32 protein-coding genes are annotated in these 26466 nt (G+C 70.6%); 9 read left to right on the forward strand and 23 right to left on the reverse strand.

Going from position 1 to position 26466, the window contains the following annotated elements; all coding sequences use genetic code 11:
- Positions 1-37: 37 nt before the first annotated feature.
- Positions 38-304, forward strand: a complete 267-nt coding sequence (locus ACIQPT_RS16560; RefSeq protein WP_401156521.1) for a hypothetical protein — start codon at positions 38-40, stop codon at positions 302-304.
- A 14-nt stretch (positions 305-318) separates the two neighbouring features.
- Positions 319-573: a hypothetical protein gene (locus ACIQPT_RS16565; RefSeq protein WP_401156523.1), complete on the forward strand. Its 255-nt coding sequence runs from the start codon at positions 319-321 to the stop codon at positions 571-573.
- 54 nt (positions 574-627) lie between these two features.
- Here ACIQPT_RS16565 and ACIQPT_RS16570 read toward each other — a convergent pair whose 3' ends face one another.
- Complete coding sequence (locus ACIQPT_RS16570; RefSeq protein WP_401156525.1) at positions 628-1644, reverse strand: HNH endonuclease; 1017 nt, start codon at positions 1642-1644, stop codon at positions 628-630.
- Between the two features lie 107 nt (positions 1645-1751).
- On the opposite strand from ACIQPT_RS16570, the gene ACIQPT_RS16575 reads away from it, so the two are divergent.
- From ACIQPT_RS16575 to ACIQPT_RS16600, 6 genes are all read left to right on the forward strand, one after another.
- A complete protein-coding gene (locus ACIQPT_RS16575; protein WP_401156526.1) occupies positions 1752-2447 on the forward strand; it encodes an SAM-dependent methyltransferase in 696 nt (231 codons plus the stop codon).
- Positions 2444-3073 carry a class I SAM-dependent methyltransferase gene (locus ACIQPT_RS16580; protein WP_401156528.1) on the forward strand — a complete coding sequence of 210 codons (630 nt, stop codon included), beginning with the start codon at positions 2444-2446 and terminating at the stop codon, positions 3071-3073. The genes ACIQPT_RS16575 and ACIQPT_RS16580 overlap by 4 nt, the downstream gene beginning before the upstream one ends.
- Entirely contained in the window at positions 3070-3900 is an 831-nt protein-coding gene (locus ACIQPT_RS16585; RefSeq protein ID WP_401156530.1) for a DNA primase, read from the forward strand. Before ACIQPT_RS16580 ends, ACIQPT_RS16585 begins: the two co-directional genes overlap by 4 nt.
- Before the next feature lie 3 nt (positions 3901-3903).
- Positions 3904-5388: an ATP-binding protein gene (locus ACIQPT_RS16590; RefSeq protein WP_401156532.1), complete on the forward strand. Its 1485-nt coding sequence runs from the start codon at positions 3904-3906 to the stop codon at positions 5386-5388.
- Between the two features lie 451 nt (positions 5389-5839).
- Positions 5840-6073: an AlpA family transcriptional regulator gene (locus ACIQPT_RS16595; protein WP_030085099.1), complete on the forward strand. Its 234-nt coding sequence runs from the start codon at positions 5840-5842 to the stop codon at positions 6071-6073.
- A 72-nt stretch (positions 6074-6145) separates the two neighbouring features.
- Entirely contained in the window at positions 6146-7405 is a 1260-nt protein-coding gene (locus tag ACIQPT_RS16600) for a tyrosine-type recombinase/integrase (protein ID WP_401156534.1), read from the forward strand.
- A 195-nt stretch (positions 7406-7600) separates the two neighbouring features.
- Here the strand turns inward: ACIQPT_RS16600 and ACIQPT_RS16605 are convergent, their stop codons facing one another.
- From ACIQPT_RS16605 to rpsB, 5 genes are all read right to left on the reverse strand, one after another.
- A complete protein-coding gene (locus tag ACIQPT_RS16605; protein WP_401156536.1) occupies positions 7601-8686 on the reverse strand; it encodes a phosphatidate cytidylyltransferase in 1086 nt (361 codons plus the stop codon).
- Complete coding sequence (gene frr / locus ACIQPT_RS16610) at positions 8686-9243, reverse strand: ribosome recycling factor (protein WP_018960718.1); 558 nt, start codon at positions 9241-9243, stop codon at positions 8686-8688. The genes ACIQPT_RS16605 and frr overlap by 1 nt, the downstream gene beginning before the upstream one ends.
- Before the next feature lie 121 nt (positions 9244-9364).
- Entirely contained in the window at positions 9365-10138 is a 774-nt protein-coding gene (gene pyrH / locus ACIQPT_RS16615) for a UMP kinase (RefSeq protein WP_401156538.1), read from the reverse strand.
- A gap of 161 nt (positions 10139-10299) precedes the next feature.
- Positions 10300-11136: a translation elongation factor Ts gene (gene tsf, locus ACIQPT_RS16620; RefSeq protein ID WP_401156539.1), complete on the reverse strand. Its 837-nt coding sequence runs from the start codon at positions 11134-11136 to the stop codon at positions 10300-10302.
- 97 nt (positions 11137-11233) lie between these two features.
- On the reverse strand, positions 11234-12175 hold the full coding sequence (gene rpsB / locus ACIQPT_RS16625; RefSeq protein ID WP_030629544.1) for a 30S ribosomal protein S2: 942 nt from the start codon (positions 12173-12175) through the stop codon (positions 11234-11236).
- A 277-nt stretch (positions 12176-12452) separates the two neighbouring features.
- Between rpsB and ACIQPT_RS16630 the strand changes: the two genes are divergently transcribed.
- Positions 12453-13202 carry a murein hydrolase activator EnvC family protein gene (locus ACIQPT_RS16630; protein ID WP_401156541.1) on the forward strand — a complete coding sequence of 250 codons (750 nt, stop codon included), beginning with the start codon at positions 12453-12455 and terminating at the stop codon, positions 13200-13202.
- Here the strand turns inward: ACIQPT_RS16630 and ACIQPT_RS16635 are convergent.
- The 17 genes from ACIQPT_RS16635 to ACIQPT_RS16715 form a co-directional block, all read right to left on the reverse strand.
- Positions 13141-13710: a TetR/AcrR family transcriptional regulator gene (locus tag ACIQPT_RS16635; protein ID WP_401156717.1), complete on the reverse strand. Its 570-nt coding sequence runs from the start codon at positions 13708-13710 to the stop codon at positions 13141-13143. The two genes, ACIQPT_RS16630 and ACIQPT_RS16635, sit on opposite strands and share 62 nt — an antisense overlap.
- Before the next feature lie 138 nt (positions 13711-13848).
- A complete protein-coding gene (gene whiG / locus ACIQPT_RS16640) occupies positions 13849-14685 on the reverse strand; it encodes an RNA polymerase sigma factor WhiG (protein WP_003965944.1) in 837 nt (278 codons plus the stop codon).
- Positions 14686-14932: 247 nt separating this feature from the next.
- Entirely contained in the window at positions 14933-16045 is a 1113-nt protein-coding gene (gene dprA, locus ACIQPT_RS16645) for a DNA-processing protein DprA (protein ID WP_401156718.1), read from the reverse strand.
- Positions 16046-16464: 419 nt separating this feature from the next.
- A complete protein-coding gene (locus tag ACIQPT_RS16650) occupies positions 16465-18087 on the reverse strand; it encodes a YifB family Mg chelatase-like AAA ATPase (protein ID WP_401156543.1) in 1623 nt (540 codons plus the stop codon).
- A complete protein-coding gene (locus tag ACIQPT_RS16655) occupies positions 18087-18446 on the reverse strand; it encodes a YraN family protein (RefSeq protein ID WP_401156544.1) in 360 nt (119 codons plus the stop codon). The genes ACIQPT_RS16650 and ACIQPT_RS16655 overlap by 1 nt, the downstream gene beginning before the upstream one ends.
- A gap of 161 nt (positions 18447-18607) precedes the next feature.
- The gene (locus ACIQPT_RS16660) at positions 18608-18916 is read right to left on the reverse strand and encodes a DUF2469 domain-containing protein (RefSeq protein ID WP_003965949.1); all 309 of its coding nucleotides are present in this window, start codon (positions 18914-18916) and stop codon (positions 18608-18610) included.
- Positions 18917-18981: 65 nt separating this feature from the next.
- Positions 18982-19470, reverse strand: coding sequence for an NUDIX hydrolase (locus ACIQPT_RS16665; protein ID WP_401156546.1), 489 nt, complete (start codon positions 19468-19470; stop codon positions 18982-18984).
- The gene (gene lepB / locus ACIQPT_RS16670) at positions 19467-20222 is read right to left on the reverse strand and encodes a signal peptidase I (protein ID WP_401156548.1); all 756 of its coding nucleotides are present in this window, start codon (positions 20220-20222) and stop codon (positions 19467-19469) included. The genes ACIQPT_RS16665 and lepB (ACIQPT_RS16670) overlap by 4 nt, the downstream gene beginning before the upstream one ends.
- 50 nt (positions 20223-20272) lie before the next feature.
- The gene (lepB, locus tag ACIQPT_RS16675) at positions 20273-21181 is read right to left on the reverse strand and encodes a signal peptidase I (RefSeq protein WP_401156720.1); all 909 of its coding nucleotides are present in this window, start codon (positions 21179-21181) and stop codon (positions 20273-20275) included.
- On the reverse strand, positions 21084-22160 hold the full coding sequence (lepB, locus tag ACIQPT_RS16680; protein WP_401156549.1) for a signal peptidase I: 1077 nt from the start codon (positions 22158-22160) through the stop codon (positions 21084-21086). Before lepB (ACIQPT_RS16680) ends, lepB (ACIQPT_RS16675) begins: the two co-directional genes overlap by 98 nt.
- On the reverse strand, positions 22153-22923 hold the full coding sequence (lepB, locus tag ACIQPT_RS16685) for a signal peptidase I (RefSeq protein WP_401156551.1): 771 nt from the start codon (positions 22921-22923) through the stop codon (positions 22153-22155). The genes lepB (ACIQPT_RS16680) and lepB (ACIQPT_RS16685) overlap by 8 nt, the downstream gene beginning before the upstream one ends.
- Positions 22924-22968: 45 nt before the next feature.
- A complete protein-coding gene (gene rplS, locus ACIQPT_RS16690; RefSeq protein WP_030589358.1) occupies positions 22969-23319 on the reverse strand; it encodes a 50S ribosomal protein L19 in 351 nt (116 codons plus the stop codon).
- 130 nt (positions 23320-23449) lie between these two features.
- Entirely contained in the window at positions 23450-24271 is an 822-nt protein-coding gene (gene trmD, locus ACIQPT_RS16695; protein ID WP_401156553.1) for a tRNA (guanosine(37)-N1)-methyltransferase TrmD, read from the reverse strand.
- A complete protein-coding gene (gene rimM, locus ACIQPT_RS16700; RefSeq protein WP_401156555.1) occupies positions 24271-24870 on the reverse strand; it encodes a ribosome maturation factor RimM in 600 nt (199 codons plus the stop codon). The genes trmD and rimM overlap by 1 nt, the downstream gene beginning before the upstream one ends.
- A gap of 124 nt (positions 24871-24994) precedes the next feature.
- Entirely contained in the window at positions 24995-25234 is a 240-nt protein-coding gene (locus tag ACIQPT_RS16705; protein ID WP_003965959.1) for an RNA-binding protein, read from the reverse strand.
- Positions 25235-25236: 2 nt separating this feature from the next.
- Positions 25237-25677, reverse strand: coding sequence for a 30S ribosomal protein S16 (rpsP, locus tag ACIQPT_RS16710; RefSeq protein WP_401156557.1), 441 nt, complete (start codon positions 25675-25677; stop codon positions 25237-25239).
- A 157-nt stretch (positions 25678-25834) separates the two neighbouring features.
- Positions 25835-26425 carry a hypothetical protein gene (locus ACIQPT_RS16715; protein WP_030587823.1) on the reverse strand — a complete coding sequence of 197 codons (591 nt, stop codon included), beginning with the start codon at positions 26423-26425 and terminating at the stop codon, positions 25835-25837.
- Between the last annotated feature and the right edge of the window lie 41 nt (positions 26426-26466).

Genomic DNA, 26466 nt, shown 5'->3' on the forward strand with positions numbered 1-26466 from the left:
GGATTCCGCTTCTGCCTCGACAGGAGAGAGCGACAGCATGCCGCGACTGCGTATCCAGCTCCGAGGATGGGCCCGCCGGACCCTGATCCTGACCGACACCCCCGACCCCGACTGCCCCCGCTGTGACGGCGAGGGTGGGTTCGCCTACGACTACGGCGACCACGAAGGGGAGTACGCCGGCACCGAGTGGGACCCCTGCACCTGCTGGGACGAAACCCGCTACTGGATCCTTCTGCGGCTCCCGCGCCTTCCTCGCCGCCGCCGGGACGTACCCGACCCGTGGAGCGACGAACCGCCCTTCTGACCGAGGAGCACCCCATGGCCGTACGCCGATGCGTGTGCTGGGTCGCTGTCTGCGACATCTGCGGCACCACCACCGACACCGACGAGTACACCCCCCACTTCGACACCCCCGGACAGGCCGTCACCAACGCCACCCACCGGGGCGACCCCACCACCGGCTGGACCCTCACCCCCGACGGCCGTCTCATCTGCACCGAGGACGACCCCGCCCACCGGGCCGCGACCGGGCACCTGCCCGGCCCGGACGCCATGACCATCACCTACGCCTGACGCATGGAGGCCGCGGGCGCCTCAGGCCGATGCCACAACAGGCGCCCCTCCCTGCTAGGAGGTGGCTACCGGGACGCGGCTGGCGGGAATGGTCACGCTCTCGGTCCAGTGCTGGCGCCAGTGGGCAGCGAGCCAGACCTCGTGCTCAGGCCGCAGACTGACCAGGGGAACCTTGCCGTGCAGTTCGGCGTACGCCGGATAGCCCAGGAGCTCGTCGTCGACCTCGATGCACCCGGTGTCGGGGTTGACGCCGATCTGGCCGCGGTCGAAGAGGCTGTGGACGTCATTGCGCAGGAGCAGACCACCCCATTCGTGGTGCTCTTCCTCGTCGGCATAGCTGTACAGATGTGCCGCCTGAAGAGCCCCAGCCGGCGCGGGTCCGGTGAACGCGCACACCTGGCCGTAGTCGTCCAGCAGTTGCTGCCGGAAGGGCCCCTGCCCCACGCGAGCACGGACCTTCGAGATGCGGTGCCCACCCGCAATCTTCCTCCGCTCCCTGCCGCCTGCCGGGTTCCCGCGGTCGCCCTCGTTCTCGTCATCGTCCAAGCTCAGGTCGCTGAAGTCGACTCCGTCGAGCGCGAGGAGGGCATCGCGCAGCTTCACCCAGCGGGCGGGGCGCATGCTCAGCTGGGAGTCGGGCGAGTCACACAAGGCCCGCAACTGCTTGCCGTCAAGCAGGCCCCGTCCGTCCATCCATACCTCGCCGTGGCGCGACCGGTACGTGACCACACGCTTCTGCTTGCTGCCGGGTTCCTCGAACATGGCGGGGCACTTGTTGCAGCGCCACGTCGGCTTCAGCCGCTTGCGCCGCTTGAAGTCGGCCTTCTTGCACTCCGGGCAGAAGTAAAGCGTCTTGATCTCGCTCCCGGTCTCAATCCCGGAAATCACTCCGAGACCGAGCAACTGCTTCTTGTCCCACAGCGCGATCACGTCCCCCACAGCGATACGCGCGTGGTTGGGGACCGTGTCGTCCCAGCTGTAGTGCTGCGACGGGTCGTCGTCATACCCGTCATTGCCCCCGTGCTGCCGGTCCTCGTCGCCCACAGCCAGCACCAGCCATGCCGTCGTCACTGCGCCCCCTTCACGTCCCAATGAGCCGGGGGCAGCCGCCCCTCTCACCAAAGAAACGCGGCTGCCCCACACCCCCAGCCCACTCAACAGAACTGGAGAACACCAGGATGCCGTACCCCACTGACACCCGGGCCCGAACAAGGCCCAAGCCGCGGTTACTCGACCTGTTCTGCTGCCAGGGCGGCGCGGCCAAAGGCTACGCCGATGCCGGCCTCGACGTCACCGGCGTCGACACCGCACCGCAGCCCCGCTACCCCTTCCGGTTCGTCCAGGCCGACGCCATCGCCTACGTGCTGCAGCACGGCGCGGAGTTCGACGTCATCCACGCCTCCCCGCCGTGCCAGCACGACAGCGACTGCCAGCGCCTCCAGGGCAACACCCACCCCGACCTCATCGCCCCCACCCGCGCCGCCCTGAAGACCACCGGGCGGCCATGGGTGATGGAGAACGTACGCGGGGCGGTGCCGAAGCTGGACCGCCCGGTGATGCTGTGCGGGCCGATGTTCGGGGTGGAGACCTACCGGCACCGGTACTTCGAGACCGGCGGCGGCCTCACCCTCAACCAGCCCCACCACCCCGCCCACCTGGTGCCGCAGGCGAAGATGGGCCGCCCCATCCCGCCTGGCCACTACGGCCAGTTCGTCGGGAACTTCTCCGGCGTCGACCTGGCCCGCCGGGTGATGGGGGTGCCGTGGATGAACCGCGAAGGCATCCGCGAATGCATCCCCCCGGCCTACACCCAGTTCATCGGCACCCAGGCTCTTGCCCTGCTGGCCGCGTCCGGGCTGGGGGTGGCCGCGTGAACGCGCGTGTGCTGCCGTTGCGCAAGCCGAACGGGCTGCGTGTGCTGGACCTGTGCTGCGGGGCCGGTGGCCTGTCCATGGGCTACTACCTCGCCGGATACGACGTCACCGGTGTGGACGTGCACCCGCAGCCCCGCTACCCGTTCACCTTCCTCCAGGCCGACGCCCTGACCTTCCCCCTCGACGGGTATGACCTGGTCCACGCCTCCTGGCCCTGCCAGCACTTCGCCCGCGTCACCGCCTGGCGCGGCACCCAGAACAACCATCCTGACCTCCTCGCCCCCGGCCGCGAACGCCTCCAGGCGTCCGGCATCCCCTACGTGATGGAGAACGTCCCCGAAGCGCCGCTGCGCCCGGACTACCTGCTGTGCGGGTCCCAGTTCGGGCTGAACGTGCGCCGGCACCGGGCCTTCGAGACCTCCTGGGGCGGCGGCGGTGACCTGGTCCCGCCCTGCTGGCACCACAAAGGGCTGCTCGCCTTCGAGCACAAGGGCGAGCGGGCCTACGCGGACGCCATGGGCTGCACCTGGATGACCAACGTCGAAGCCCGCCAGGCCGTACCTCCCGCCTACACCCAGTGGATCGGCCACCAGTTCCTCACCCACGAAAGGACGGCCGCAGCATGAACACACCCCATCTCACCGCCGCCCTCGACCTGGCGAACCGGTCCGTTCCCGTCCTGCCCCTGCGGGCGGGCAAGGTCCCGTTCGGGAACTGCCCGGACTGCCGGGACAACGCCTGCGGCGGCCGGCCGAACATGAAGACCCCCGGCCCCTGCACCTGCCCCCGCCCCTGCCACGCCTGGGCCGCCGCCACCACCGACCCCGCCATCCTCACCGGGCCCACCTGGTCGACGGCGTGGAAGCAGGCGGCGGCCGTGGCCTACCACCCCGGCGGGATCGGGCTCACCGTCGTCGACCTAGACCACGCCGACGCTGTCGCGTGGGCCCGTCGGACGCTGCCCGCCACGCGGACCGTGGCGACGACGCGGGGCGAGCACTGGATTTACCGGGGCGCGATGCCCTCCGTGAACGCGGTCCGCGATGGCGTCGACATCAAGTCCACGATGGCCTACGCCCGGTGGCTCGGCCCCGGCACCGGCACCACGACCACCCTGCCCGACGTGGTGCGAGCCCTGGTCGTCAAGAAGCCGTCGCCGGTCCGGCCCGTCACCGTGCCTCTACCGGCCAGGGGCGGGGACTGTCGTCACCGCACCCCCGCTTACCTGGAGCGCGGTATCGCGATGGCCGAGCAGCGCATCCGTGAGGCGGCCAGCGGGGTGCACGCAACCGTGTATCGCACGTTCCTCGCGGTGCTGTCCGCGCACGGCCGGTGCGGGTGTCTGACGGCTGCCCACGCCGCCCGGTTGTTCGCCGCCGCGCAGGCCAAGGGCGAGAGCGCCCGGCACTGCACGGACGCCTGGACCAACGCCCGCACCGCACTGGGGATGTGAGTCATGTCCGAGGACGAGAAGAACCCGGCACGTGAGGTCATCAGCGACTACGCGCAGTCCCACTTCCGGTACTTCCGCACTGCCGACGGCACCGTCTACGCACAGAAGAACGGCCACCCCGTGGCCCGGCCGATCCGCTCCCAGGGCACGACGGGCAGCCACCGGCAGGAACTCATGGTCGGCATGTTCCGCGACGGGGTCGGCGTCTTCAACGGCACCGCGCTCAAGGAGGCGCTGGACCTGATCGAGGCGCTGGCGATGACCGAGACCACCCAGGCCGTACACATCCGCGTCGCCCCCGGCTTCGACGGGGCCACCTGGCTCGACCTCGGCCGCGCCGACGGGCAGTCGGTCCGTATCCACCCCACCGGGTGGGAGATCACCGTGCCGGACCCGCGAGAGGTGTGCTGGCGGCGCACCCAGCTCACCGGGGAACTGCCCCTGCCGGCCAAGGACACCGACGGCAAGGGCATCGACCTTCTGATGCGGCTGTGCAACTTCGCCAACGCCGAAACCGAATGCCTCGCCATCGCGTGGCTGATCGGCTGCCTGGGGCCGGGCGTGCCCGTCCCCGCACCGTTCCTCACCGGCCCGCAGGGCGCTGGGAAGTCGACCGGGGGGCGGATGCTGGTTCGGATCGTGGAGGGTATGAGCGGGGACCTGCGCCGGGCGCCGAAGGACGAGGAGAACCTGATCGCGGCCGTCGCCGCCGGATGGGTCACCGCCCTGGACAACCTCTCTCATATGACGCCGGACCTGTCCGACGCCATGTGCTGCATCGTCACCGGAGCCGAGAGCGTGAAGCGGGCGCTGTTCACGGACGGGGACGTGCACCGGGCCCGCTACCGCCGGCCGCTCCTCCTGACAGGGATCGACGTGGGGGTCATCCGGCCGGACCTCGCGGAACGGCTTCTGCCGCTGCGGTTGGAGCGGCCCACGGTTCGTAGGACCGAGGCGGAGCTGTGGGCGGAGTACGAAGAGGTACTGCCCATCGTGCTCGGGTCTCTCCTCGATCTCACGGTCAAGGTCCGGGCCGCCGAAGCAGAGACCCCCACCGATCTACGGATGGCGGACTTCGCCCACCTCTGCGCCCAACTCGACGTCGCCACCGGGCTCGGAGCACTGCACGCGTACCGAGTGAGCCTGGACGACCTGAACGACGACGTCATCGAAGGCGACCTGTTGGCGCAGACCGTCCTCCAGCACGCCGAGACCCTCGACCCCGGCCGCGAGCAGCGCATGACGTCCACGGACTGGCTGAACGCCCTGAGCCGCCACTACAGCGGCGAGGAGCTACGGCCCCTGCCTAAAGGGTGGCCGACCACCGGCAAAGTCCTCTCCGACCGCCTCAAGCGCCTTCAACCCACCCTCGCCGCCCGGGGCGTCCTCATCGACACCGGACGCACCAAAGCAGGCCGCTACCTCGAAATGACCCGCCCGGCCGCATCCCCGCCCCCTGAGCAACCAGAGCAGGCGGCGGCGTTCTGACCGCACCGGTCGCCCCGGGGACAAGCAAGAGGAGCACCCCCCGCCACGCCGACGGGTGCTCCTCTTGCTGTTCGGCGGAACGCCGCCCAAAAGGCGTGCCCGAAGGGCCCCTCACTTCGCCTGAAGGATCACCGCCACTACTACAGATACCCCCCTTCCTTTCCTAAGTAGGGAAGGTGTGCGTCACCTGCGTCACCCGGGACAGAAAACGGCCCTTGACCTGCACCGGAAGGGGTGACGCAGACGGCGAATCCTGCGTCACCCCTGCGTCACCCGCGTCACCCCCGCGTCATCCGGTGACGCAGAAGGTGACGCACGGGTGACGCACACCCAATCGGCTGCGTCACCCAAAACCGCAGGTCACACCCCCTAGGTGACGCGGGTGACGCGGTGACGCAGAAATCCACACCTCGGACAACCACGCCGCCCATCGCCGCCCCCTGGAGACCCCGTGGCACCGAAACCCGACCCCCGCGCCACCCTCCGGGGCGGCCTCCCCGACCGCTACCTCACCCCCGAGGACATCGCCGCCCTCCTCTCCGTCCCGCTCGAAACCGTCTACGCCTGGCGCAAGAAGCGCACCGGCCCGCCCGGCTTCCGCATCGGCAAGCACCTCCGCTACGACCCCACCGCCGTCCACGCCTGGATCAACACGCTCACCGAAGCCGACCACGACGCGGCCTGACCCACACCAAAACCACTCGCAGGGGCGCGACCACCGGTCGCGCCCCTGCTGCATCCCCGACAGGAGCCCCCTGTGGCCGGCCACATCCAAGACCGCTGGTACAAAACCGAACCCGGGCCCGACGGAAAGGCCCTCCGCGTCAAGAGCGACCGTTACGGCATCGGACTCCGCTACCGCGCCCGCTACGTCGGCCCCGACGGCACCGAGAAGTCCAAGTCCTTCCCGGACCGACAGAAGCGCCTCGCTGAGAACTGGCTGACCAACGTCGCTTCCGACATGTCCCGAGGCCAGTACATCGACCCGCGCGCAGCCCGGGTCACGTTCAAGGGCTACGCCGAGAAGTGGCTGAAGGCGCACAGCGCGGACCTGTCGAGCCAGATCGTCACCGAGCAGCGGCTACGCCTGCACGCCTTCCCCATCCTCGGGTCGCGCCCGCTCGACTCCTTCCGGCCGGAACACCTTCGCGACCTGGTGAGCGCCCTTGAGTCCAACCCGGGCGTGAGCGGGGCGTACGCGCGCAACATCTACGGCGACGTTCGAGCCGTACTGAGTGCGGCCGTCGACGACGGTCTCCTCCCCCGCAACCCATGCTCCGCGAAGTCCGTGCGCCCGCCATCGGTCGAACGGCGGCGGGTCACCCCGTGGCTGCCCTCACAAGTGCAAGCGGTCCGCCAAGCCCTTCCTGAGCGCTACCGGACCATGGTGGACACAGGCGCTGGCTGCGGGCTCCGGCAGGGGGAAATCGTGGGCCTCGCTGAGGATGCCGTCGATTTCGAGGAGGGCATCCTGCGGGTCGTTCGGCAGGTGAAGCTCATCCAAGGCAAGGCCGTGTTCGCCCCGCCGAAGTGCGGCAAGGAGCGAGACGTCCCGCTCCCGTCCTCGGTGGCCGAAGCCGTGCGAGCGCACATGGACAACTGCAAGCCGGTTGAGGTCACCCTGCCGTGGCGGAAGCCTGACGGCCCGAAGGTGACGGCTCGTCTCCTGTTCACGAACACCGCGTCCGGAGTCGTCTGGCGGAGTAACTTCAACATCCAGGAATGGAAGCCCGCCCTCGCGCTGGCTGGCCTCATCCCGAGCGCCCGGGACGGGAAGTACGAGTCCGCCCGCGAACACGGCATGCACGCGCTTCGGCACTTCTACGCATCGGTGTTGCTGGACGCCGGCGAGAGCATCAAGGCGGTCAGCCAGTACCTTGGGCACACCGACCCCGCACTCACGCTGCGGGTGTACGCGCACCTCATGCCGTCGAGTCAGGAGCGCACCCGGAACGCCATTGACGGGCTGTTCTTGCCCTCCCCCGACGTGGCTGACGGCCCAGAGACGGCCCAGTAGCACGCGAACGGCCCCTGTCGAGCACCAAACGTGCTGGTCAGGGGCCATTCAATGCCGGATCGCCGCCAGTTCTCCGGGCTTAGGCATGGTTCATCCAGTGTCGCAGACAGACGGGTGAGGGCCCGCCGCCCTGTGGACGACGGACCCTCACTCGTAGAACGTGCAGGTGGGACAGGGTGCGGGAGTCCGGGAACGTCAGCCGGATCCGACGAACAGCACCAGCAGCAGCCAGACGACCGGTGCGGTCGGCAGGAGCGAGTCCAGCCGGTCCATGATGCCGCCGTGGCCGGGGAGCAGGGTGCCCATGTCCTTGATCCCGAGGTCCCGCTTGATCATGGACTCGCCCAGGTCGCCGAGGGTGGCGCTGGCGGCGACCGCGAAGCCGAGCAGCAGGCCCTGCCACCAGGCGCCGCCGTCGATCAGGAACTCCATGCACAGCGCGCCGGCGACCATCGCGAAGCCCACGGCTCCGAACAGGCCCTCGCGGGTCTTGCCGGGGCTGATGCGCGGGGCGAGCTTGTGCTTGCCGAACCGCCAGCCGACCGCGTAGGCCCCGGTGTCGCTGACCACGGTGAGAACGAGGAAGGTCAGGACCCGCCACGACCCGTCGTCCGCCGTCAGCAGCAGGGCGACGAACGTGGCCAGGAAGGGGACGTAGAACGCCGCGAAGACCCCGGCCGTGACGTCCTTGAGATACCCGTCCGGCGGCTCGGTCATCCGCCAGACCAGCACCGCGAGGGCGGTCAGGGCCATCGCGATCCAGGCCCCCTCGGGACCCCGTGCGTAACCGGCGACGACCATCGCGGCTCCGCCGACGGCCAGCGGCACCAGGGGCGCCTTGATGCCCTTGCTCTCCTGGAGGCGGGAGGTCAGCTCCCACAGGCCGACGACGACGGCGATCACTATCACGCCGATGAAGACGGCCTTCACGATGAACAGCGAGAGGCCGATGACGGCGCCGAGACCCACACCGACCCCTATGGCGGCGCGCAGATCACGCCCCGCACGCTTCTTCTGCGGCGGGGGCGGCAGCGGGGTGGACATGGGCTCCTGCGGCATCTCGTCACGGAACAGGGGGCCGCTGACGTGAGCGGCATCCCTGTCCCGGTCGTCGCGGTCGGCTGCGTCTCTACCTGCGTCGGGAACGTCCGGCACGTTGGGCATGGGCCGAGTCTGCTGGGCGTCACGCACATCGTGGGCAGGACCCGCCGGGGCAGCGCTCATCTCGGGCGTGCCCCAGTAACCGGCTCCTTGCGGGGCGCCCCAGGAAGAGTCGTTCATCAGACTTCGAGCAGCTCGGCTTCCTTGTGCTTGAGCAGCTCGTCCACCTGCGCGACGTACTTCGCGGTGGTGTCGTCGAGCTCCTTCTCGGCGCGGCGCACCTCGTCCTCGCCGGACTCCTTGTCCTTGACGAGCTTGTCGAGGGTCTCCTTGGCCTTGCGGCGGATGGAGCGGATCGAGATCTTGGAGTCCTCGGCCTTGGTCTTGGCGACCTTGATGTACTCCTTGCGGCGGTCCTGGGTGAGCTCGGGGAACGTCACCCGGATGATGTTGCCGTCGTTGCTCGGGTTGACGCCGAGGTCGGAGTCGCGGATCGCCTGCTCGATGTTGCGCAGCGCGGTCTTGTCGAACGGCGTCACCACGGCCATCCGCGCCTCGGGAACCGAGAACGAGGCCAGCTGGTTGATCGGGGTCAGCGCGCCGTAGTAGTCGGCGACGATCTTGTTGAACATCGCCGGGTGCGCACGGCCGGTACGGATCGCGGCGAAGTCCTCTTTCGCGACGACAACGGCCTTCTCCATCTTCTCCTCGGCCTCGAGGAGGATTTCTTCGATCACCACGTGCTCCTGCGTGTCTTGAGTGGGTCCGGCGTCGTCATCGCCGAGCCCTGCGGGTCCTGCGTCGCGTCCTCACCTGCACGGTGTCCGACCGGCAGGCCGTTGTCCATCCTGGGGGCCGTCAGGCCCGGGTGCTCACGTCGCCCACGAGCGAGCCGATCTTCTCACCCTTGACCGCGCGAGCGATATTGCCCTCGACGGTCAGCTCGAAGACGAGGATCGGGAGCTGGTTGTCACGGCAGAGCGTGATGGCGGTGGCGTCCGCGACCTTCAGATCGCGGGTGATCACCTCGCCGTACTCCAGTGCGTCGAACTTCACCGCGTCGGGGTTGGTCTTCGGGTCGGAGTCGTAGACCCCGTCCACGCCGTTCTTCCCCATGAGCAGCGCCTCGGCGTCGATCTCCAGGGCGCGCTGGGCGGCGGTGGTGTCGGTGGAGAAGTACGGCATGCCCATACCGGCGCCGAAGATCACCACGCGCCCCTTCTCCAGGTGCCGTACGGCACGGAGCGGGATGTACGGCTCGGCGACCTGACCCATGGTGATGGCGGTCTGGACGCGCGAGTCGATGCCCTCCTTCTCCAGGAAGTCCTGGAGCGCCAGGCAGTTCATGACGGTGCCGAGCATGCCCATGTAGTCGGACCGGGCCCGGTCCATGCCGCGCTGCTGGAGCTCGGCGCCACGGAAGAAGTTGCCTCCCCCGATGACCACCGCGATCTGGGCGCCGTCGCGTACGACGGCGGCGATCTCGCGCGCGATGGTGTGCACGACGTCGGGGTCGACGCCGAGGCCACCGCCGCCGGCGAACGCCTCACCGGAGAGCTTCAGCATGAAGCGCCCGGAACCCTTGTCGTCGTGCTTGCCGTCGGCCTGAATGGCGTCCGCGCCCTTGTCCATGGAAATTCTCCTCGTGCACATACGAAGAAGGCCATTGCCGGTGGGTCTGGTGTCCCTACAGCGGCAATGGCCTCCTCGTCAGATCTGCGGTCGTCCGGCGTGGGTGCGGCCGTCGACTGCACCAGACCCTATCGGGTCCGGTGCTGTTCGCCTGGACGGACTCAGATGCCGACCTTGATGCGCGAGAAGCGCTTCAGGGTGACACCGGCCTCGTCCAGGACCTTCTGGACCGACTTCTTGGCGTCCAGCGCGTACGGCTGGCCGAGGAGCGTGGCCTCCTTGAAGAAGCCGTTGACGCGACCCTCGACGATCTTCGGGAGCGCGGCCTCGGGCTTGCCCTCGGCGCGCGTGGTCTCCTCGGCGACGCGGCGCTCGGCCTCGACGACCTCGGCCGGGACGTCCTCGCGGGAGAGGTACTTCGGGGCGAAGGCGGCGATGTGCTGCGCGATGCCCTTGGCCAGCTCGGCGTCGGCCTTGTCCAGCTCGACCAGAACACCGATCTGCGGGGGCAGGTCGGGCATGGTGCGGTGCATGTACACACCGACGAAGGCGCCGGTGAACTGCGCGAAGCGGTCCAGGACGATCTTCTCGCCGAGGTTGGCGTTGGCCTCGTCGACGTACGCCTGAACGGTCTTGCCGGCCTCGATCTCGGAGGCGAGCAGCGCCTCGATGTCGGCCGGGGAGGTGGCAGCGACGTGCGCGGCGAGCGTGTTGGCGACGGTCTGGAACTTGTCACCCTTGGCGACGAAGTCCGTCTCGCACTTCAGCTCGAGGATGACGCCGGACGTCTGGTCCTCGGAGATGAGGGAGACGACGGCACCGTTCTCGGCAGAGCGGCCCTCGCGCTTGGCGACGCCCTTCTGGCCCTTGATACGGAGCGCCTCGACGGCCTTGTCGACGTTGCCGTCGGCCTCGTCGAGCGCCTTCTTGCAGTCCATCATGCCGGCGCCGGTGAGCTCGCGGAGCTTCTTGACGTCAGCGGCGGTGTAGTTCGCCATGAGTCTTTATGTCTCTCTCGAAGTCTGAGATCTACGGGTGAACGGCGGGGGCGACGCTTGTGGCGTCAGCCCCCGCCGTCAGCAGCCGTGACGGGTGTCAGGCCTGCTCGGCGTCCGCGTCGGCGGCCGGGGCGTCGGCGGCCGGAGCCTCGACAGCGGCCTCGGCCTCGGCGACGGCCTCGGCCGGCTTCTCGGCGTCGGCGACCTTCTCGGTCTCGGCGGAGGACTGGACCTCGGCGGCAGCCGCGGTCTCGTCCTTCTTGTCGCCCTCGAGCAGGTCGCGCTCCCACTCGGCCAGCGGCTCGCCGGCGGCCTTCTCGCCCGGCTTCGAGTCACCGGTGGCGGCACCGGAGCGGGCGATGAGGCCCTCGGCGACGGCGTCGGCGATCACGCGGGTGAGCAGGGTGACGGAGCGGATCGCGTCGTCGTTGCCCGGAATCTTGTAGTCGACCTCGTCGGGGTCGCAGTTGGTGTCGAGGATCGCGACGACCGGGATGTGGAGCTTGCGCGCCTCACCGACGGCGATGTGCTCCTTCTTGGTGTCGACGATCCAGACGGCGCTGGGCACCTTCTGCATCTCGCGGATACCACCGAGGGTCTTCTCCAGCTTGGCCTTCTCACGCGAGAGGACCAGGAGCTCCTTCTTGGTGAGGCCGGAGGCGGCCACGTCCTCGAAGTCGATGAGCTCGAGCTCCTTCAGACGCTGAAGGCGCTTGTAGACGGTGGAGAAGTTGGTGAGCATGCCACCGAGCCAACGCTGGTTGACGTACGGCATGCCGACGCGCGTCGCCTGCTCGGCGATGGCCTCCTGGGCCTGCTTCTTCGTACCCACGAACATGATGGAGCCGCCGTGGGCGACGGTCTCCTTGACGAACTCGTAGGCGCGGTCGATGTACGACAGCGACTGGAGCAGGTCGATGATGTAGATGCCGTTGCGCTCGGTGAAGATGAAGCGCTTCATCTTCGGGTTCCAGCGACGGGTCTGGTGACCGAAGTGGACGCCGCTTTCCAGCAGCTCCCGCATCGTGACGACGGCCATGGCCGTACTCCTTGAGGTGCTCGGTTATCGCGACCGCAGGTTTGCGTTCGCGCCTGACGCCCCGACGCGCCGTGCCACGAGGGACCGAGGAGCGCGGCCACCTCCGAGAAGAGGGAGGTGGCGGGGCGTGCGAAGTCGACCCGGTGACCCGGATCGCCGTAAGAAGTGTACGGGACCGGCTGAGTGCCGGGTGACCGCGATGTCCACAACCGGCGAGTAGTCCACAGGAACGGGCCGTGATCCCCGGAATCCCGACCTCCGGGACATCGTGGCGGGCATGCGCCATCAGCCCGGCCCACGCCGCTCCCCCGCTCTCCGCGCCCTGTCCCTGCTGCTCCTGCTGCTCCTGCTGTACGTGCTGTTCCCAGCCGGGCCGTCCGTGCCGGTCGGGGCCATCGTGCCCGGCGGAGCCGTCGCCCCGACCGGGGCAGTGGCCTCCGTGCCGGGGCCGGTGGCCGGGACGGGGGCGGGGGCGGACACCGATGCCGACGACGACGGCGGGCGGAGCTGGCCGCTGGCGGGGAGACCCGCGGTGTTACGGGGATGGGAGCCGCCCGCCGGTCCGTACGGACCCGGTCATCGCGGCGTGGACCTCGCGGCGGGGCCGGGCGCGCGGGTGCTGGCGGCGGCCGACGGCCGGGTGTCGTTCGCGGGGCGGGTGGCGGGACGCGGGGTGCTGGTCATCGAGGTGTCCGGCAGCGGTTCGCCGCCGCTGCGCACCACGTACGAACCGGTGCGGGCACGGGTCGAGAAGGGCGCGACCGTCCGGGCCGGACAGCCGGTCGGGGTGCTGGAGGACGGACCGTTCCACTGTGCGGAGGGCTGCCTGCACTGGGGGCTGCGGCGCGGGGAGGCCTATCTGGACCCCCTCTCGCTGCTGCCGCCCGCACTGCTGCGCGGAGGCCCCTCACGGCTGCTGCCGGTGTTCGGGGTACCCGAGCCGCCGGAGCCGGACGCCGTCCGGGTCAGCCGCTCAGGCCGCCGCTCACACCGCGCAGGACCATCGCGACGACGGTGTCCGCGATGACGCCCGGCTCCTCCGCGACTCCCAGCTCGATACGGCGCACGGCGGCGTCGACCGAACCCTGCAGGAGCATGGCGGCCAGCCTCGGCTGCGCGTTGCCGAGATCGCCCAGCGCTTCGACGATCATGGCGATCAGCCCGCCGTGCGCGGCCCGGATCTTCTCCCGGGCTCCCGCGTCCAGCTCGCTCGCGGAGATCGCGACGACCGCGCGGTGGCGGCGGTCCCCGACGAGGTCGAGCTGCCGGCGCACATACGCCTCGATCTTCGCCTCGGGCGTCTCGGCGCGCTCCATGGCGTTCTCGACCTCGGCCGCCCAGACGGGGAAGTCGACGGCGCACAGCTCCTCGACGACGGCGGCACGGGAGCGGAAGTACTCGTACACGGAGGACCGGGCGAGGCCCGTGCGCTCGGCGAGTGCGGGGAAGGTCAACGCCTCCGTACCGCCCTCGGACAGCAGGGAGCGCGCGGCGTCCAGGAGGGCGCCGCGCTGCATGGTCCGGTGCTCGGCCACGGAGGCCGCTCGAATCCTGGGCACGTATCCACTCTACGGCGGCAGACGCGCGAGGGAAGGGCACGGCCTCCGACCGGTTGGCCGGAGAGAGCCGGGAAGAACGCAGGAGGGGGACGGGAGGGGGGCAGGAAGGGTGCGTCAGCGGCCCGCGTCGGCCAGCTTCGCCCGGAGCTGCAGCACGGACTTGGTGTGGATCTGGCTGACCCGGCTCTCGGTCACCCCGAGGACGTTGCCGATCTCCGCGAGGGTGAGGCCCTCGTAGTAGTAGAGGGTCACCACGGTCTTCTCGCGGTCGGGGAGGGTGTTGATGGCCCGCGCGAGCAGTCTTCTCAGCTCGCGGTCCTCGGCGACCTCCACCGGATTGTCGGCGGCGGTGTCCTCCAGGGTGTCCATCAGGCTCAGCCGGTCGCCGCCTTCGCCGCCGACGTGCAGCAACTCCTCCAGGGCGACCACGTTCGCCAGCGACAACTGGCTGAAAACAGCGTGCAGTTCCTCCAGCGCGATACCCATCTCCGAGGCGACCTCGGCCTCCGACGGCGTGCGCCGGAACTGCGCCTCCAGCGTGGCGTACGCGCGCTCCACGTTCCGTGCTTTCTGTCGCACGGACCGCGGGATCCAGTCCAGCGCCCGGAGTTCGTCGATCATCGCGCCGCGGATCCGGGTGATCGCGTACGTCTCGAACTTGATGGCCCGTTCGATGTCGAACTTCTCGATGGCGTCGATCAGTCCGAAGACCCCGGAGGAGACGAAGTCGGCCTGCTCGACGTTGGACGGCAGCCCCACGCTCACCCGGCCCGCGACGTACTTCACGAGCGGCGAGTAGTGCAGGATCAGCTGCTCCCGCAGCCGCTCGTCGCCCGTGGTCTTGTAGGAACGCCACAACTCGTCGAGGGAGGAGGGAGCGGGAGGGCGCACAGTGCCACGCGCAACCGGTGGTACTGCCGCGCGGTCAGACCCGGAGGTGTGCTGGGGCATGTGGTGCCTTGAGCCGTTCTGCCGTGAAGTGCTGGGGGACTTTTGTCTGGGGCGGAATCCTTGTGAGCGTAGCGTGACTGCGGCGTCGCAGTCCGCGCAGGACGGGAGATCCATGCCGCGTGATTACGTGTCGCCGTTCAGGCTGTCCGCGCCCGCCGGGGGCCGGGGCCGCGGGCGCGGGCCCCGGGCAGGTCACCGATCGATCGTGCGAGGTCATCGGCTTACCTTTTCACCCGAATGCTCCAGGTCAAGTATCGCCTCGCCGCGCGTCGTCGTTGCGTGCCGAAGGAAGCGTCAACCGCCAGCCGTCGCCTTCCCGTTCGACGAACCCCAGTGAGTGCAGTTCGTACAGTCGACCGAGCGTTTCGTCGGCGGACGTCCCCGCGGTGCGGGCGAGGTCACGGGGGTGGGTGACACCGTGGTAGGGAAGCGCTTCGAGGACTCTCGCGGTGACCGCGTCCAGCTGGTCCCTGGGCAGCACCGGGCCGCGCCGGACCGGCGGGAGGTCGCCGATGTCCCCGACCAGCTCGACGACTTCGTCGGCATCGGTGACGAGCACGCCCTCGCCGCGCAGCAGCTCGTGGACCCCTGCCGACAGGCCGCTGGTGGCGGGTCCTGGCACCCCCATCGCGAAGCGGCCGAGCCGTTGCGCCTGGCGGGCGGTGACCAGCGAACCGCTGCGGTATTCGGCCTCGACCACGACCGTTCCCCTGGTCAGTGCGGCGATGACGCGGTTGCGCAGAACGAATCTGCTGCGGGTGGGGTGGGAGGACGGCGGCAACTCGGCGACGACGAGCCCTTGTTGGGCCAGCCGCCCGAGCAACTCGGCGTGCCCGCGCGGGTAGGGCACGTCGACACCGCAGGCCAGCACGGCGGTCGTCGCCCCGCCCGCCGCGAGCGCGCCCCGGTGGGCGGCCCCGTCCACCCCGAACGCCGCACCCGACACCACCACCCAGCCGCGCTCCGCCAGCCCGGAGCCGAGGGTCGCCGCCATGTGCGCCCCGTACGGAGTGCAAGCCCTCGCGCCGACCACCGCGACCGAGCGCAGGGACCACAGCCGCAGGTCGGGCCGCCCCCGCACCCAGAGCCCGATGGGCCGCGCGTCGCCCAGGTCGTCGAGCTGGCTCGGCCACTCCCGGTCCCCCGGGCAGACGAAGCGCCCACCCACCGCGGCGACCGCGGCCAGGTCCCGCGCCGGCTCCACGACGGCCGCACGCAACCGGTAGCCGCCGAGCCGCTGGGCGGTCATCCCCGGCAGCCGCTCGGCGGACCCGTCCTCGACGGTGAGCCTCCGCAGCAGCTCCACCGGACCGGTCAGCCGGAGCCAGCGCCCGGCCCGCTCGTCCCCCGGCTCCATCACCCGCGTCAACGCGGCCCTGGCCAAACGCTCCCGCTCCCGGTCCTCGCCTGGGCCGCCGCCGAAGTCCTCGCCCCGGTCGCGGCCCACGCCCCGGTCGCCGTCCCCGTCCCCGTCATCCGGGCCGGGCGCGTGCCCCCGGCCCGGACGCCCACAGCGACCACGGTCCGGGGCGGGCTCCGGCGTGTGCCCCCACAGCGGCTCCGGCAGGCACGCCTGCTCCACCTCCGGCACACGCACCCGCGCCGGCTCCGCCCCGCACTCCCGGTCCGCCTCCGCGCTACTCTCTCGTCCCGGTCCGCGCCCCGACTCGTGCTCCCGCCCCGGGTCCGCCCCGCACTCCCGGTCAAACCCGTGCTCCCGGCCCACATCACGTTCCCCGTCCCGTTCCGGCCCGTGCCATCGCTCCCCCAGCACGCCGGTCACCGCTCCCCCGCCCCCATCGGCACCCCGCGCTGGATCCCCGTCCGCAGCTCCAGGGCGACTGCCACGTCGGAGGCGTCCGGGCGGTCAGCGCCCCGCAGGTCCGCCACGGTCCACGCCACCCTCAGCACCCGGTCCAGGCCCCGGGCCGTGAGCATGCCGCGCTCCAGGTCCCGCTCCGCCGCCGCCAGCGCGCCCGGGGCCGCGAGCAGCCGGGTCCGCAGCTCATGGCCGGGCACCTCGCTGTTCGTGGTCCACGGGGTGCCGGCCAGCCGCTGGGCCGCCCGCGCCCTGGCCTCCCGTACCCGTGCGGCGACGACGGCCGTCGACTCGCCCCGGTCGCCCTGCCCCAGGAGGTCCGCCCGGTCGACCGGCTCCACCTCGACCCGCAGGTCCACCCGGTCGAGCAGCGGCCCGGACAGGCGCGCCTGGTAGCGGCGGACCACCGAGGGCGGGCACTCGCAGCCCGCGCCGGTGAGGGTGTGCCGGCCGCAGGGGCACGGGTTGGCGGCCAGCACCATCAGGAACCGGGCGGGCAGCCGCACCACTCCCGCCGCCCGCGCGACCACCACATGACCGGACTCCAGGGGCTGGCGCAGCGCGTCGAGCGCCTTGCCCGAGAACTCCGGCGCCTCGTCCAGGAAGAGCACCCCGCGGTGGGCCAGGGACACCGCTCCGGGCCTCGGCATCCCGTTGCCCCCGCCGACCAGGGACTGCATGGTCGCCGAGTGGTGCGGCGCGCAATAAGGCGCCCGGGAGACGAGCGGTTCACCCGGGGGGAGGATGCCCGCCACGGAGTGGACCGCCGTCACTTCGAGGGATTCCTGCCGGGTCAGCGGCGGCAGGATCGCCGACAGCCGCTCGGCCAGCATGGTCTTGCCCGCTCCCGGCGGGCCCGAGAACAGCAGATGGTGTCCTCCGGCCGCGGCCACCTCCAGGGCCTGGCGCGGGCGCGGCTGCCCCGCGACGTCCGCCAGGTCCGGCCGGTGGGCGTCGCCCCGCGCGGCCGTCGGGGCGAGCCCCGCGCCGAGGCCCGTGCCGGGGATCATGAGCCCGGCCAGCATGGCGTCGGGGCGTCCCTGGTCGTCCGCGGGCTCATCGGGCACCGGTTCGTCGCACAGGACGGCGATGAGCTGGCGCAGGCTCCGGACCCCGAGGACCGAGACGCCCGGCACCAGGGCCGCCTCCCCGGCCGACTGCTCAGGGACGACGACCTGCTCGTACCCCGCTTCGGCCGCCGCCAGGACGGCCGGCAGCACGCCCCGTACCGGACGGACGCGGCCGTCCAGACCCAGTTCGCCGATCATCACCACATCGGCGATCGTGGCGGGGTCGATCCGCTCGGCCGCGCCGAGGACCGCACACGCTACGGCGAGATCGAAGCCCGAGCCGCTCTTCGGCACGGAGGCCGGGGAGAGCCCGACCGTGAGCTTCTTCTGCGGCCACTCGGCCCCCGAGTTGACCACGGCGGCCCGCACCCGGTCCCGGCTCTCGACCAGGCTCTTGTCCGGCAGTCCGACCAGGGTGAAGGCCGCCACTCCCGGCTCCAGGTCCGCCTGGACCTCCACCACCACGCCCTCGACGCCGACCAGCGCCACGGAACACGCTCGCGCGAAACCCATCAGGACACCCCCCGGGCGTGCTCCGTGACCGGGGCTCCGCGCCGGGGCACGATCACCCCGATCAGGTCGATGCGGACCCCGCCGGACGGTGGCCCGCCGTGCCGGTCGAGCCAGATCTCGGCGAGCCGTCGCAGCCGGCCCGCCTTGACCGGGCCGACTGCCGCCATGGGGTGTTCGAAAGCGTCCGACCTGCGGGTCTTCACCTCGCAGAAGACCAGTGCGTCGCCGTCCCTGGCCACGATGTCGATCTCTCCGGCGCGACAGCGCCAGTTGCGCTCGACCACCGCCATCCCGGCTTCGGCCAGCAGCCGCGCCGCCAGATCCTCGCCGTACCGCCCGAGTGCCCCCCGTGCGTTCATATCGGCACCACCTCCGGCACCGACTGTGACCCGGCCCGGCCAAAGATGTGGATCTTGGTGGACAACTTCGCGGATGTGGAAAACCCGGTCACCCACACGGGTGACCGGGTCGCTCACTGCAACGCGCGTATCGGCGGCCCGGCGGCACGGGCCGCGCGGGGTCAGCCTCCCGGAAGTTCCAGATCGCTCTTGTTGAGCTCTTCGATGTTGACGTCCTTGAAGGTCAGCACGCGGACCTGCTTGACGAACCTCGCGGGCCGGTACATGTCCCAGACCCAGGCGTCCGCCATGGACACCTCGAAGAAAACCTCACCCTGGACGGAGTGCACCTGCATCTCGTAGTCGTTGGTGAGGTAGAAGCGCCGTTCGGTCTCGATCACATATTTGAACAGACCGACGACATCGCGGTACTCCCGGTAGAGCTTCAGCTCCATCTCGGTCTCGTACTTCTCGAGGTCCTCGGCGCTCATGGCATGTTTCCCCTTCAGCCGTGCGTGCCCCCCATTGTGCGTCAGCCTCCGGCACCCCTGGACGATTAGACGATTTCGGGGGCCAGAACCAACGGATCACGCGGGGGACCCTCGTCGAGAAGCGTGCGCAGCAGCTCGGCGAGTCTGGTCGGGTACACCGTCTCACGCGTCGCGAGCAGTTCGGCGGAAGTCCACCACCTCAGACCGGCGACGCTGCGCAGCTCCAGGTCGGTGAGGCCCTGCGGGGCGGTCGCGGTCTGCGCCGTACGGGCCAGGTAGTACCACTCGTCCTGGTCCCAGCGGCGTCCGTCGAACGGGAAGGAGCAGATCCGGGTCCAGAGCAGCGGGCCCAGCTCGATGTCCGTGATGCCGGTCTCCTCGGCGAGCTCGCGGCGGGCCGCCTGCTCCCGGGTCTCGTCGCCTTCCAGGCCGCCACCCGGGGTGAACCACCAGGTGTCGGCCGGATCGTCCGGCTCATGGCCGTGCAGCAGCAGAACGCGGTCGTCGGGGTCCAGGAGGACCACCCGGGCGACCCTGCGGGCCTCCGAGGTCATCGGGCCCCTCCGGCGGTCGTCTTCCGGCGGGCGAGGCGCGCCGCCACGGGCCCGTACACCGCGCCGCCGAGGATCAGTACGACGCCCACCAGGATCGCGCCCAGCTGGAGCGGCAGCGGGCCGGCGGAGGACACCCCGCCGGGCAGTGCGGCGAACGAGGAGGGCCGGTCGATCATGCCGTTCATCGGCCAGGCCACCGCGTCCACCCGGGCCTGCACGGCGCTCAGCGGTACGGACCCATCGCCACCGTCCTGGAGGTGGACCCGGGAGTCCAGGGAGGTGGCCCGTTCGTCGCCGAGCAGGAAGATCTGGCCCTGGGGCACGGTGGCGGAGAAGTCCTGGGGCGAGGCGGGCGCCTCCTTGCCCGGGGCGGCGGTGCTCCGGTCGAGGTACGGCTCGTCGACGGGGATCCCGTTGACGGTGAGCCGCCCTTCCTCGCCGCAGCAGGCCACCTTGTCGCCGCCGATCCCGACGACGCGCTTCACCATGGGGACGGCGCCCCAGACCTGGTCGGTGAAGACCACCACATCGCCGCGCCGGACGTCGGCGCCGTCTATCCGCTCGGCGAGCACCCGGTCGCCGGGGTTCACCGTGGGGGCCATGGAGTCGGTCGGGACCGTGTACGGCTGGTAGACCACCGCCGCCCAGACGAAACCGCCGAGGAAGAGCACACAGCCGACGGCCACGGCCAGCCCCGACACCATGGCGCCGAGCCGGCCGCGGCCGTCTTCCTTGCGTCCTGTACCGCTCATCCCAGCGTTCCCCCGTCGGAGATCGACAATCGCTGATCCGAGTCGGCACCCTACCCGGCGGTACGCCCGGCGGTCAGCCTCCGGCGGCGCCACAACACGAGGGGCACCGCTCCGGCTACGCCCAGTGCCGCCGGCGCCATCGCGGCGGCCGCGTTCAGACCGGGCTGGTCGAAGGTGTCGGGGACCGGCAGGGTCGCCCAGCGGCCCAGCGGCCAGGCGACGACGACGGCGCGGCCGACGACCTCGTCCGTGGAGACCGTGCCCTCGCCCGGGAGCTCCTGGTGGTAGCGCGAGTCCAGGGAGTTCTGCCGGTGGTCGCCCATGACGAAGATCCGGCCGTCCGGCACCTTGATCGGGCCGAAGGGCTTGTCGTTGCACGGGGTGTTCCCCGGGAAGATGAACGACTTCTCGTCCAGGCTCTTCCCGTTGACCGTGACCGGCCCGTTCTCCTTGCACTCCACGGTGTCGCCGCCGACCGCGATGACCCGCTTGATCAGGTCCTTCTCCTCGGAGGACGGCATCAGGCCGATGAAGCTCAGGAACTTCTGCACCGCGTTGGGCTCCGGGGTCACGGTGTCCTCCAGCCAGCCGCCCGGGTCGTGGAAGACCACGACCTCGCCGCGCTCCGGCTCCGAGCCGAACCACGGGGTCAGCTTGTCGACCAGCACCCGGTCGCCCCGCTGCAGAGTGTTCTGCATGGAGTCCGAGGGGATCGAGAACGCCTGGACCAGGAACGTCTTGATCAGCAGCGCCAGAACCAGGGCGATGCCGACGAGCAGCGGCAGCTCCAGCCAGAAGGAACGTTGCCTCCTGGGGGGCCTGCCACCGTCGTCGCCCGGGGTGTCGCCCGGGGTGTCGCTCTCACCCTCCGGCGGGACCGCCGCCCCGCCCGCGGGAGACTCGTCGCGCTCCGGCCGGTCCTCGGGTTCGTCGTGTCCGGATCGTGCGCCGACCGCCAAATCCCCCACATCCACTCCTCAGTACGTGCCACTGCCCGCGCCCGATCCGGTGCAGGCCCACCACTCCCATAACGAGCGGGAGTTCCGCAGGGGTCGGGAGCCGGACCATTCCATCGCGATCCGGAGGTGCCACACTATTCGACGGTGCCGGAACCGCTGCCTCCGATGCGCGCGCGTCCGGGACCGCGGTGAAGGCGTCGCGCTGCTCCAGGGTGCTCCAGTGGCCGAACGGCCAGGCGATCACGACGGCCCGCCCCACGACCTCCTCCTCGGAGACCGTGCCCCGGTCGGGTTCGTCGAGGTGGAAGCGGGAGTCGGCGGAGTCGGACCGGTGGTCCCCCATCACGAACAGCCGCCCCTCGGGCACCTTCACCTCGAACGAGATGGTCGAGGGCCGGTCGTCGGGGTGGAGGTACGTCTCGGCCAGCGGTACGCCGTTGACGGTGACCCGGCCGTCCTCCCCGCAGCACTTCACGGTGTCGCCGCCGACCGCGATGACCCGCTTGATCAGGTCCTGCTCGTCGTCGGACGGCAGCAGCCCGATGAAGGTCAGCAGCTCGGTGACCTGCTTGACGCCGATCGGCGGGTCCTTCTTCTCTCCGGGGTTCTCCTGCTGGAGCCAGCCGCCGGGATCCTTGAACACCACGACGTCGCCGCGCTGCGGCGTCGATCCGAACCACGGGGTCAGCTTGTCCACCAGCACCCGGTCGCCGATCCGGATGGTCTGCTCCATCGAACCGGACGGGATGACGAACGCCTGGACCAGGAACGTCTTCAGGACGAGCGCGATCAGCAGCGCCACGACGACGAGGACGGGTATCTCCTTCACCGCGGACCTGCGGCGCTTGCGCCGGACCTTCTTGGCGAGCCGGCGGCGCTCCGCCCGGGTGGGCAGCGAGCGCGGCCCGGTGGGCCTGGTCCCGGTCGGCAGGGACGCGTCGGGGTCGGGTGCGCCGCGCGGACGTCCGCGGTTACCCATGCGCCCCGCCGGGCGCCCGTACGCCGTCGAAGGCGCCGGTCCCCTCCAGCGGGCCCGTCCGGGCCGGCGGCCAGCCCAGCCAGTCCACCCGGCCGGTCACCCGCTCGACGGGGACCATCCCGCCGCCGGGCGATCCGAGATGGTCCCGGGAGTCGCTGGAGCGGCTGCGGTGGTCGCCCATCATCCACAGGGAGCCGGCGGACACCACGATGTCGAAGGGCGCCCGGGAAGCGGTGTCACCGGGGTACAGATACGGCTCGTCCACCGTTGTGCCGTTGACCGCGAGCCTCCCCCGCGCGTCGCAGCAGACGACGCGGTCGCCGCCCACGCCCACCACCCGCTTCACGAAGTCGGTGTCGGCGGGCTCCGCGAGCCCCAGGGAGGCCGCCGCCCCGCGCACCAGACCGGTCAGCGGGTTCGCGTCGAGGTCCTCCCGTACGAACGATCCCGTGCCGTCGAAGACCACCACGTCGCCGCGCTCGGGCTCGGCGCCGAAACGGTACGCCAGCTTGTTGACCAGGACCCGGTCCCCGACCTGCAGCGTGGGCTCCATCGAGCGGCTGGGGATCAGGAAGGGCTGGACCACATAGGAGCTGAACAGCAGCAGGGCGACGGTGGCCAGGACCGCCCCGGCGAACACCCGTCGCCAGGACAGCACGGAGACGAGGCGCTCCCGCGTACGCGAAAAGCGCGACCTCTCCCCGGACCCCGCGTCGGGTTCCGAGGAGCGGTCGCGCTCCGAGTGCTGTGCTTGCGTGTCCATCGCGGCCGAAGCTTATCCGGCCGCGCTGTGAACGCGGGAAGCAGCTCAGTTGTCGCGCTTCTCCTTGATCTTCGCGGCCTTGCCGCGCAGCTCACGGAGGAAGTACAGCTTGGCGCGACGGACGTCACCGCGGGTGACCAGCTCGATCTTCTCGAAGATCGGGCTGTGCACCGGGAAGGTGCGCTCGACGCCGACGCTGAAGGAGACCTTGCGGACCGTGAAGGTCTCGCTGACGCCCGAGCCCTGGCGGCGGATGACAATGCCCTTGAACTGCTGGATACGGGAGCGGTTGCCCTCGATCACGCGCACGTGGACGTTGACGGTGTCACCGGCGCGGAACGCCGGGAGGTCCGTACGGACGGAGGCGGCGTTGACGCCATCGAGCAGGGAGGTCATGGTTTCTGCTTTCTTCGCCGATGCCACAGGTCATCGACGGGATGTCGTTGAAGAGTTCGGAGTGCCGATCACGTCGGGCGGGCGTCTGTCCCCCTGTGGCAGGGGCGCACACCGGACGTACGGCAGCGGCCTATTCTTCCACGGCGGTGGGCCTGCGCCAAAATCGGCCGCCGGGCTCCGGCGCGAAGCCGAGGATGGAGAGGATCTCGCGGTCCTTCTTGTCGAAGGCGCTCGCCTCGCACCGCTCGATCAGGTCGGGCCGGTTGAGGGCGGTACGGGCGAAGGCCTGGTCGCGCCGCCAGCGGGCGATCTTTCCGTGGTGGCCGCTGAGCAGGACGTCCGGGATGGACCGGCCGCGCCACTCGGGCGGCTTGGTGTAGACGGGTCCCTCCAGGAGGTTCGCCATCGCGCCGGGGGCGAAGGAGTCGTCCCGATGGGACTCGGCGTTGCCGAGGACGCCGGGCAGCAGCCGGGCCACGGCCTCCGTGATCACCAGGACGGCCGCTTCCCCGCCGGCCAGTACGTAGTCCCCGATGGAGACCTCGACGACCCGCAGCCGGGTGGCGTACTCGTCGATCACCCGGCGGTCGATGCCCTCGTACCGCGCCGGGGTGAAGACCAGCCAGGGCGCGGCGGAGAGTTCGACGGCCAGTTCCTGGGTGAACGGGCGGCCGCTGGGCGTGGGCACGACGAGCACCGGGGCGTGCGCCCCGGCCTCGTAGCCGTCGGCCAGGGCCTCGTCCAGCGCCTCGCCCCAGGGTTCGGTCTTCATGACCATGCCGGGGCCGCCGCCGTAGGGGGTGTCATCGACCGTGTTGTGCCGGTCGTACGTCCACTCCCGCAGATCGTGGACATGGACGTCCAGCACGCCGCGGGCGCGGGCCTTGCCGACGAGGGAGACGTTCAGCGGTTCCAGGTACTCCGGGAAGATCGTGACGACGTCGAGCCGCATCAGGCGTCGCCCTTCGGCGCCTCGCCCGCGTCCCCGGCGGCCTCGGCCGTGGTGGCCTCCTCGTCGCGCGAGGAGGCCACCACGGCCTCGCTCTCGTCGATCAGGCCGGGCGGCGGGGTGATGACCGCGCGCTGCTCCTCCAGATCGATCTCGGTGACGATCTCCTCCACGAAGGGGATCATCACCTCACTGCCGTCGGGACGCTCCACGATGAACAGGTCCTGCGAGGGCAGGTGGGAGATCTCGGTGATCCGGCCGATCTCGGTGCCGTCGGCGAGCACCACGTCGAGGTCGATCAGCTGGTGGTCGTAGAACTCGTCCTCGTCCTCGGGGAGCTCCTCCGGGTCCACCTCGGCGATCAGCAGGGTGTTGCGCAGGGCCTCGGCGCCCGTGCGGTCGCGCACGCCCTCGAAGCGCAGCAGCAGCCTGCCGCTGTGGACCCGGCCGGTCTCGATCGTCAGCGGACCCGTCTCCGCCGGTTCGGTGGCCAGGACGGCGCCGGGTCCGAGCCGCAGCTCCGGCTCGTCCGTTCGTACCTCGACGGTGACCTCGCCCTTGATGCCGTGGGCGCGGCCGATCCGCGCGACTACCAACTGCACGCTGTTCTCCGATTGATGGGGTGCGGGACGCCGGCCGGTCGCGGAAACGTCCGGGTGGCCGACGACAAAGGCCGGGGACGGCCCGAAGGCCCTCCCCGGCCCTGGCCGGTGTTCAACTCGCTTATCAGCGAACCTGGTCCACATCGACGAGGTCGACGCGGATCCCACGGCCGCCGATGGCACCCACGACCGTACGCAGAGCGCGAGCGGTGCGGCCGTTACGGCCGATCACCTTGCCGAGGTCGTCGGGGTGTACCCGGACCTCCAGCACGCGCCCGCGACGCAGGGTGCGCTCGGCAACCTGCACGTCGTCGGGGTTGTCGACGATGCCCTTCACGAGGTGCTCGAGAGCCTCCTCGAGCATGCTCAGGCCTCGGTCGACTCGGTGGACGCGGGGGCCTCAGCCGCCTCGTCCGCCTTCTTGTCGGCCTTCTTGGCCTTGGGGGTGATGGCCTCACCCTTGGCCTCGTCGCCGTCCGAGGTCAGCGCCTCGAACAGCGCGCGCTTGTCAGCCTTGGGCTCCGGCTGCAGCAGCGGCGCGGGGGCCGGAAGGCCCTTGTGGGCCTGCCAGTCACCGGTGAGCTTCAGGATCGCGAGGACCGGCTCGGTCGGCTGGGCGCCGACGGACAGCCAGTACTGCGCGCGCTCTGCGTTGACCTCGATGCGCGAGGGGTTCTGCACCGGGTGGTACAGGCCGATCTCCTCGATGGCCCGGCCATCACGGCGGGTACGGGAGTCGGCGACGACGATGCGGTAGTGAGGCGAACGGATCTTGCCCAGACGCTTCAGCTTGATCTTGACTGCCACGGAAGTGGTGTCTCCTGGTCTATGACGTGGTTGGGCACAACTAGATGCCACGTGGGGTTGCGGTACTCGGAGTGCCCGATGGACGCGTCAGCCGGAGGAGAGAGGGGTCCTGTGCGACTGTCGAGTACAGCTAGCCATTGTGCCACACGCCATCGGCTCACCCCACCGCGACCGCTTCCGGGATCCGGAACGGCTTGCCGCAGCCGCCGCAGACGATCGGCGCCTGCGCCAGGACCGACGGGACGACGCGGACGTTGCGTCCGCAGTCGCAGACGGCCTTGACCCGCACACCGCCCCCGGAGGAACCGTGCCGGGCGGCAGGTCCGCGGAAGGAGCGCTTGGTGTCGGCGGCGGTGGCGACGGTGTGCGCCTTGAGGGCGCGCTGCAGCCGTTCGGTGGTCGGACGGTACCGGCGCTTGGCTTCCGGATTCAGCGTGACCAGCGAGAATCCGCTGCTGGGGTGGGGTTCCTCGGCATGATCGAGGCCCAGCTCCTCGGCGATCGCGAGGAAGCGTCGGTTGTGGTAGCGGCCGGCGCGGGAGGTGTCTCGGACTCCTCTCGCGGCGGCGATGCCGTGGACTGCCTCATGGAGCAGTCGCTCGAAGGAGAGCTCGGCGCCACAGGCGGACGAGGACTCTCCGATCAGGGACTCGGGCGCGGCAAGATCGGGCAGCTCGGGGTGGTACCGCTGAATGTCGGCCCACGCCTGTGCCAGCTCTGCGGCAAGTACAGGTGGTGTCGTGCTCACGTCGTGACAACGAGCCCGAGGGCCCCGGTGTTCCTATTCCG

Origin of the sequence: Streptomyces sp. NPDC091289, assembly GCF_044757365.1 — a bacterium.
In the GTDB taxonomy this organism is placed as follows: Bacteria; Actinomycetota; Actinomycetes; order Streptomycetales; family Streptomycetaceae; genus Streptomyces.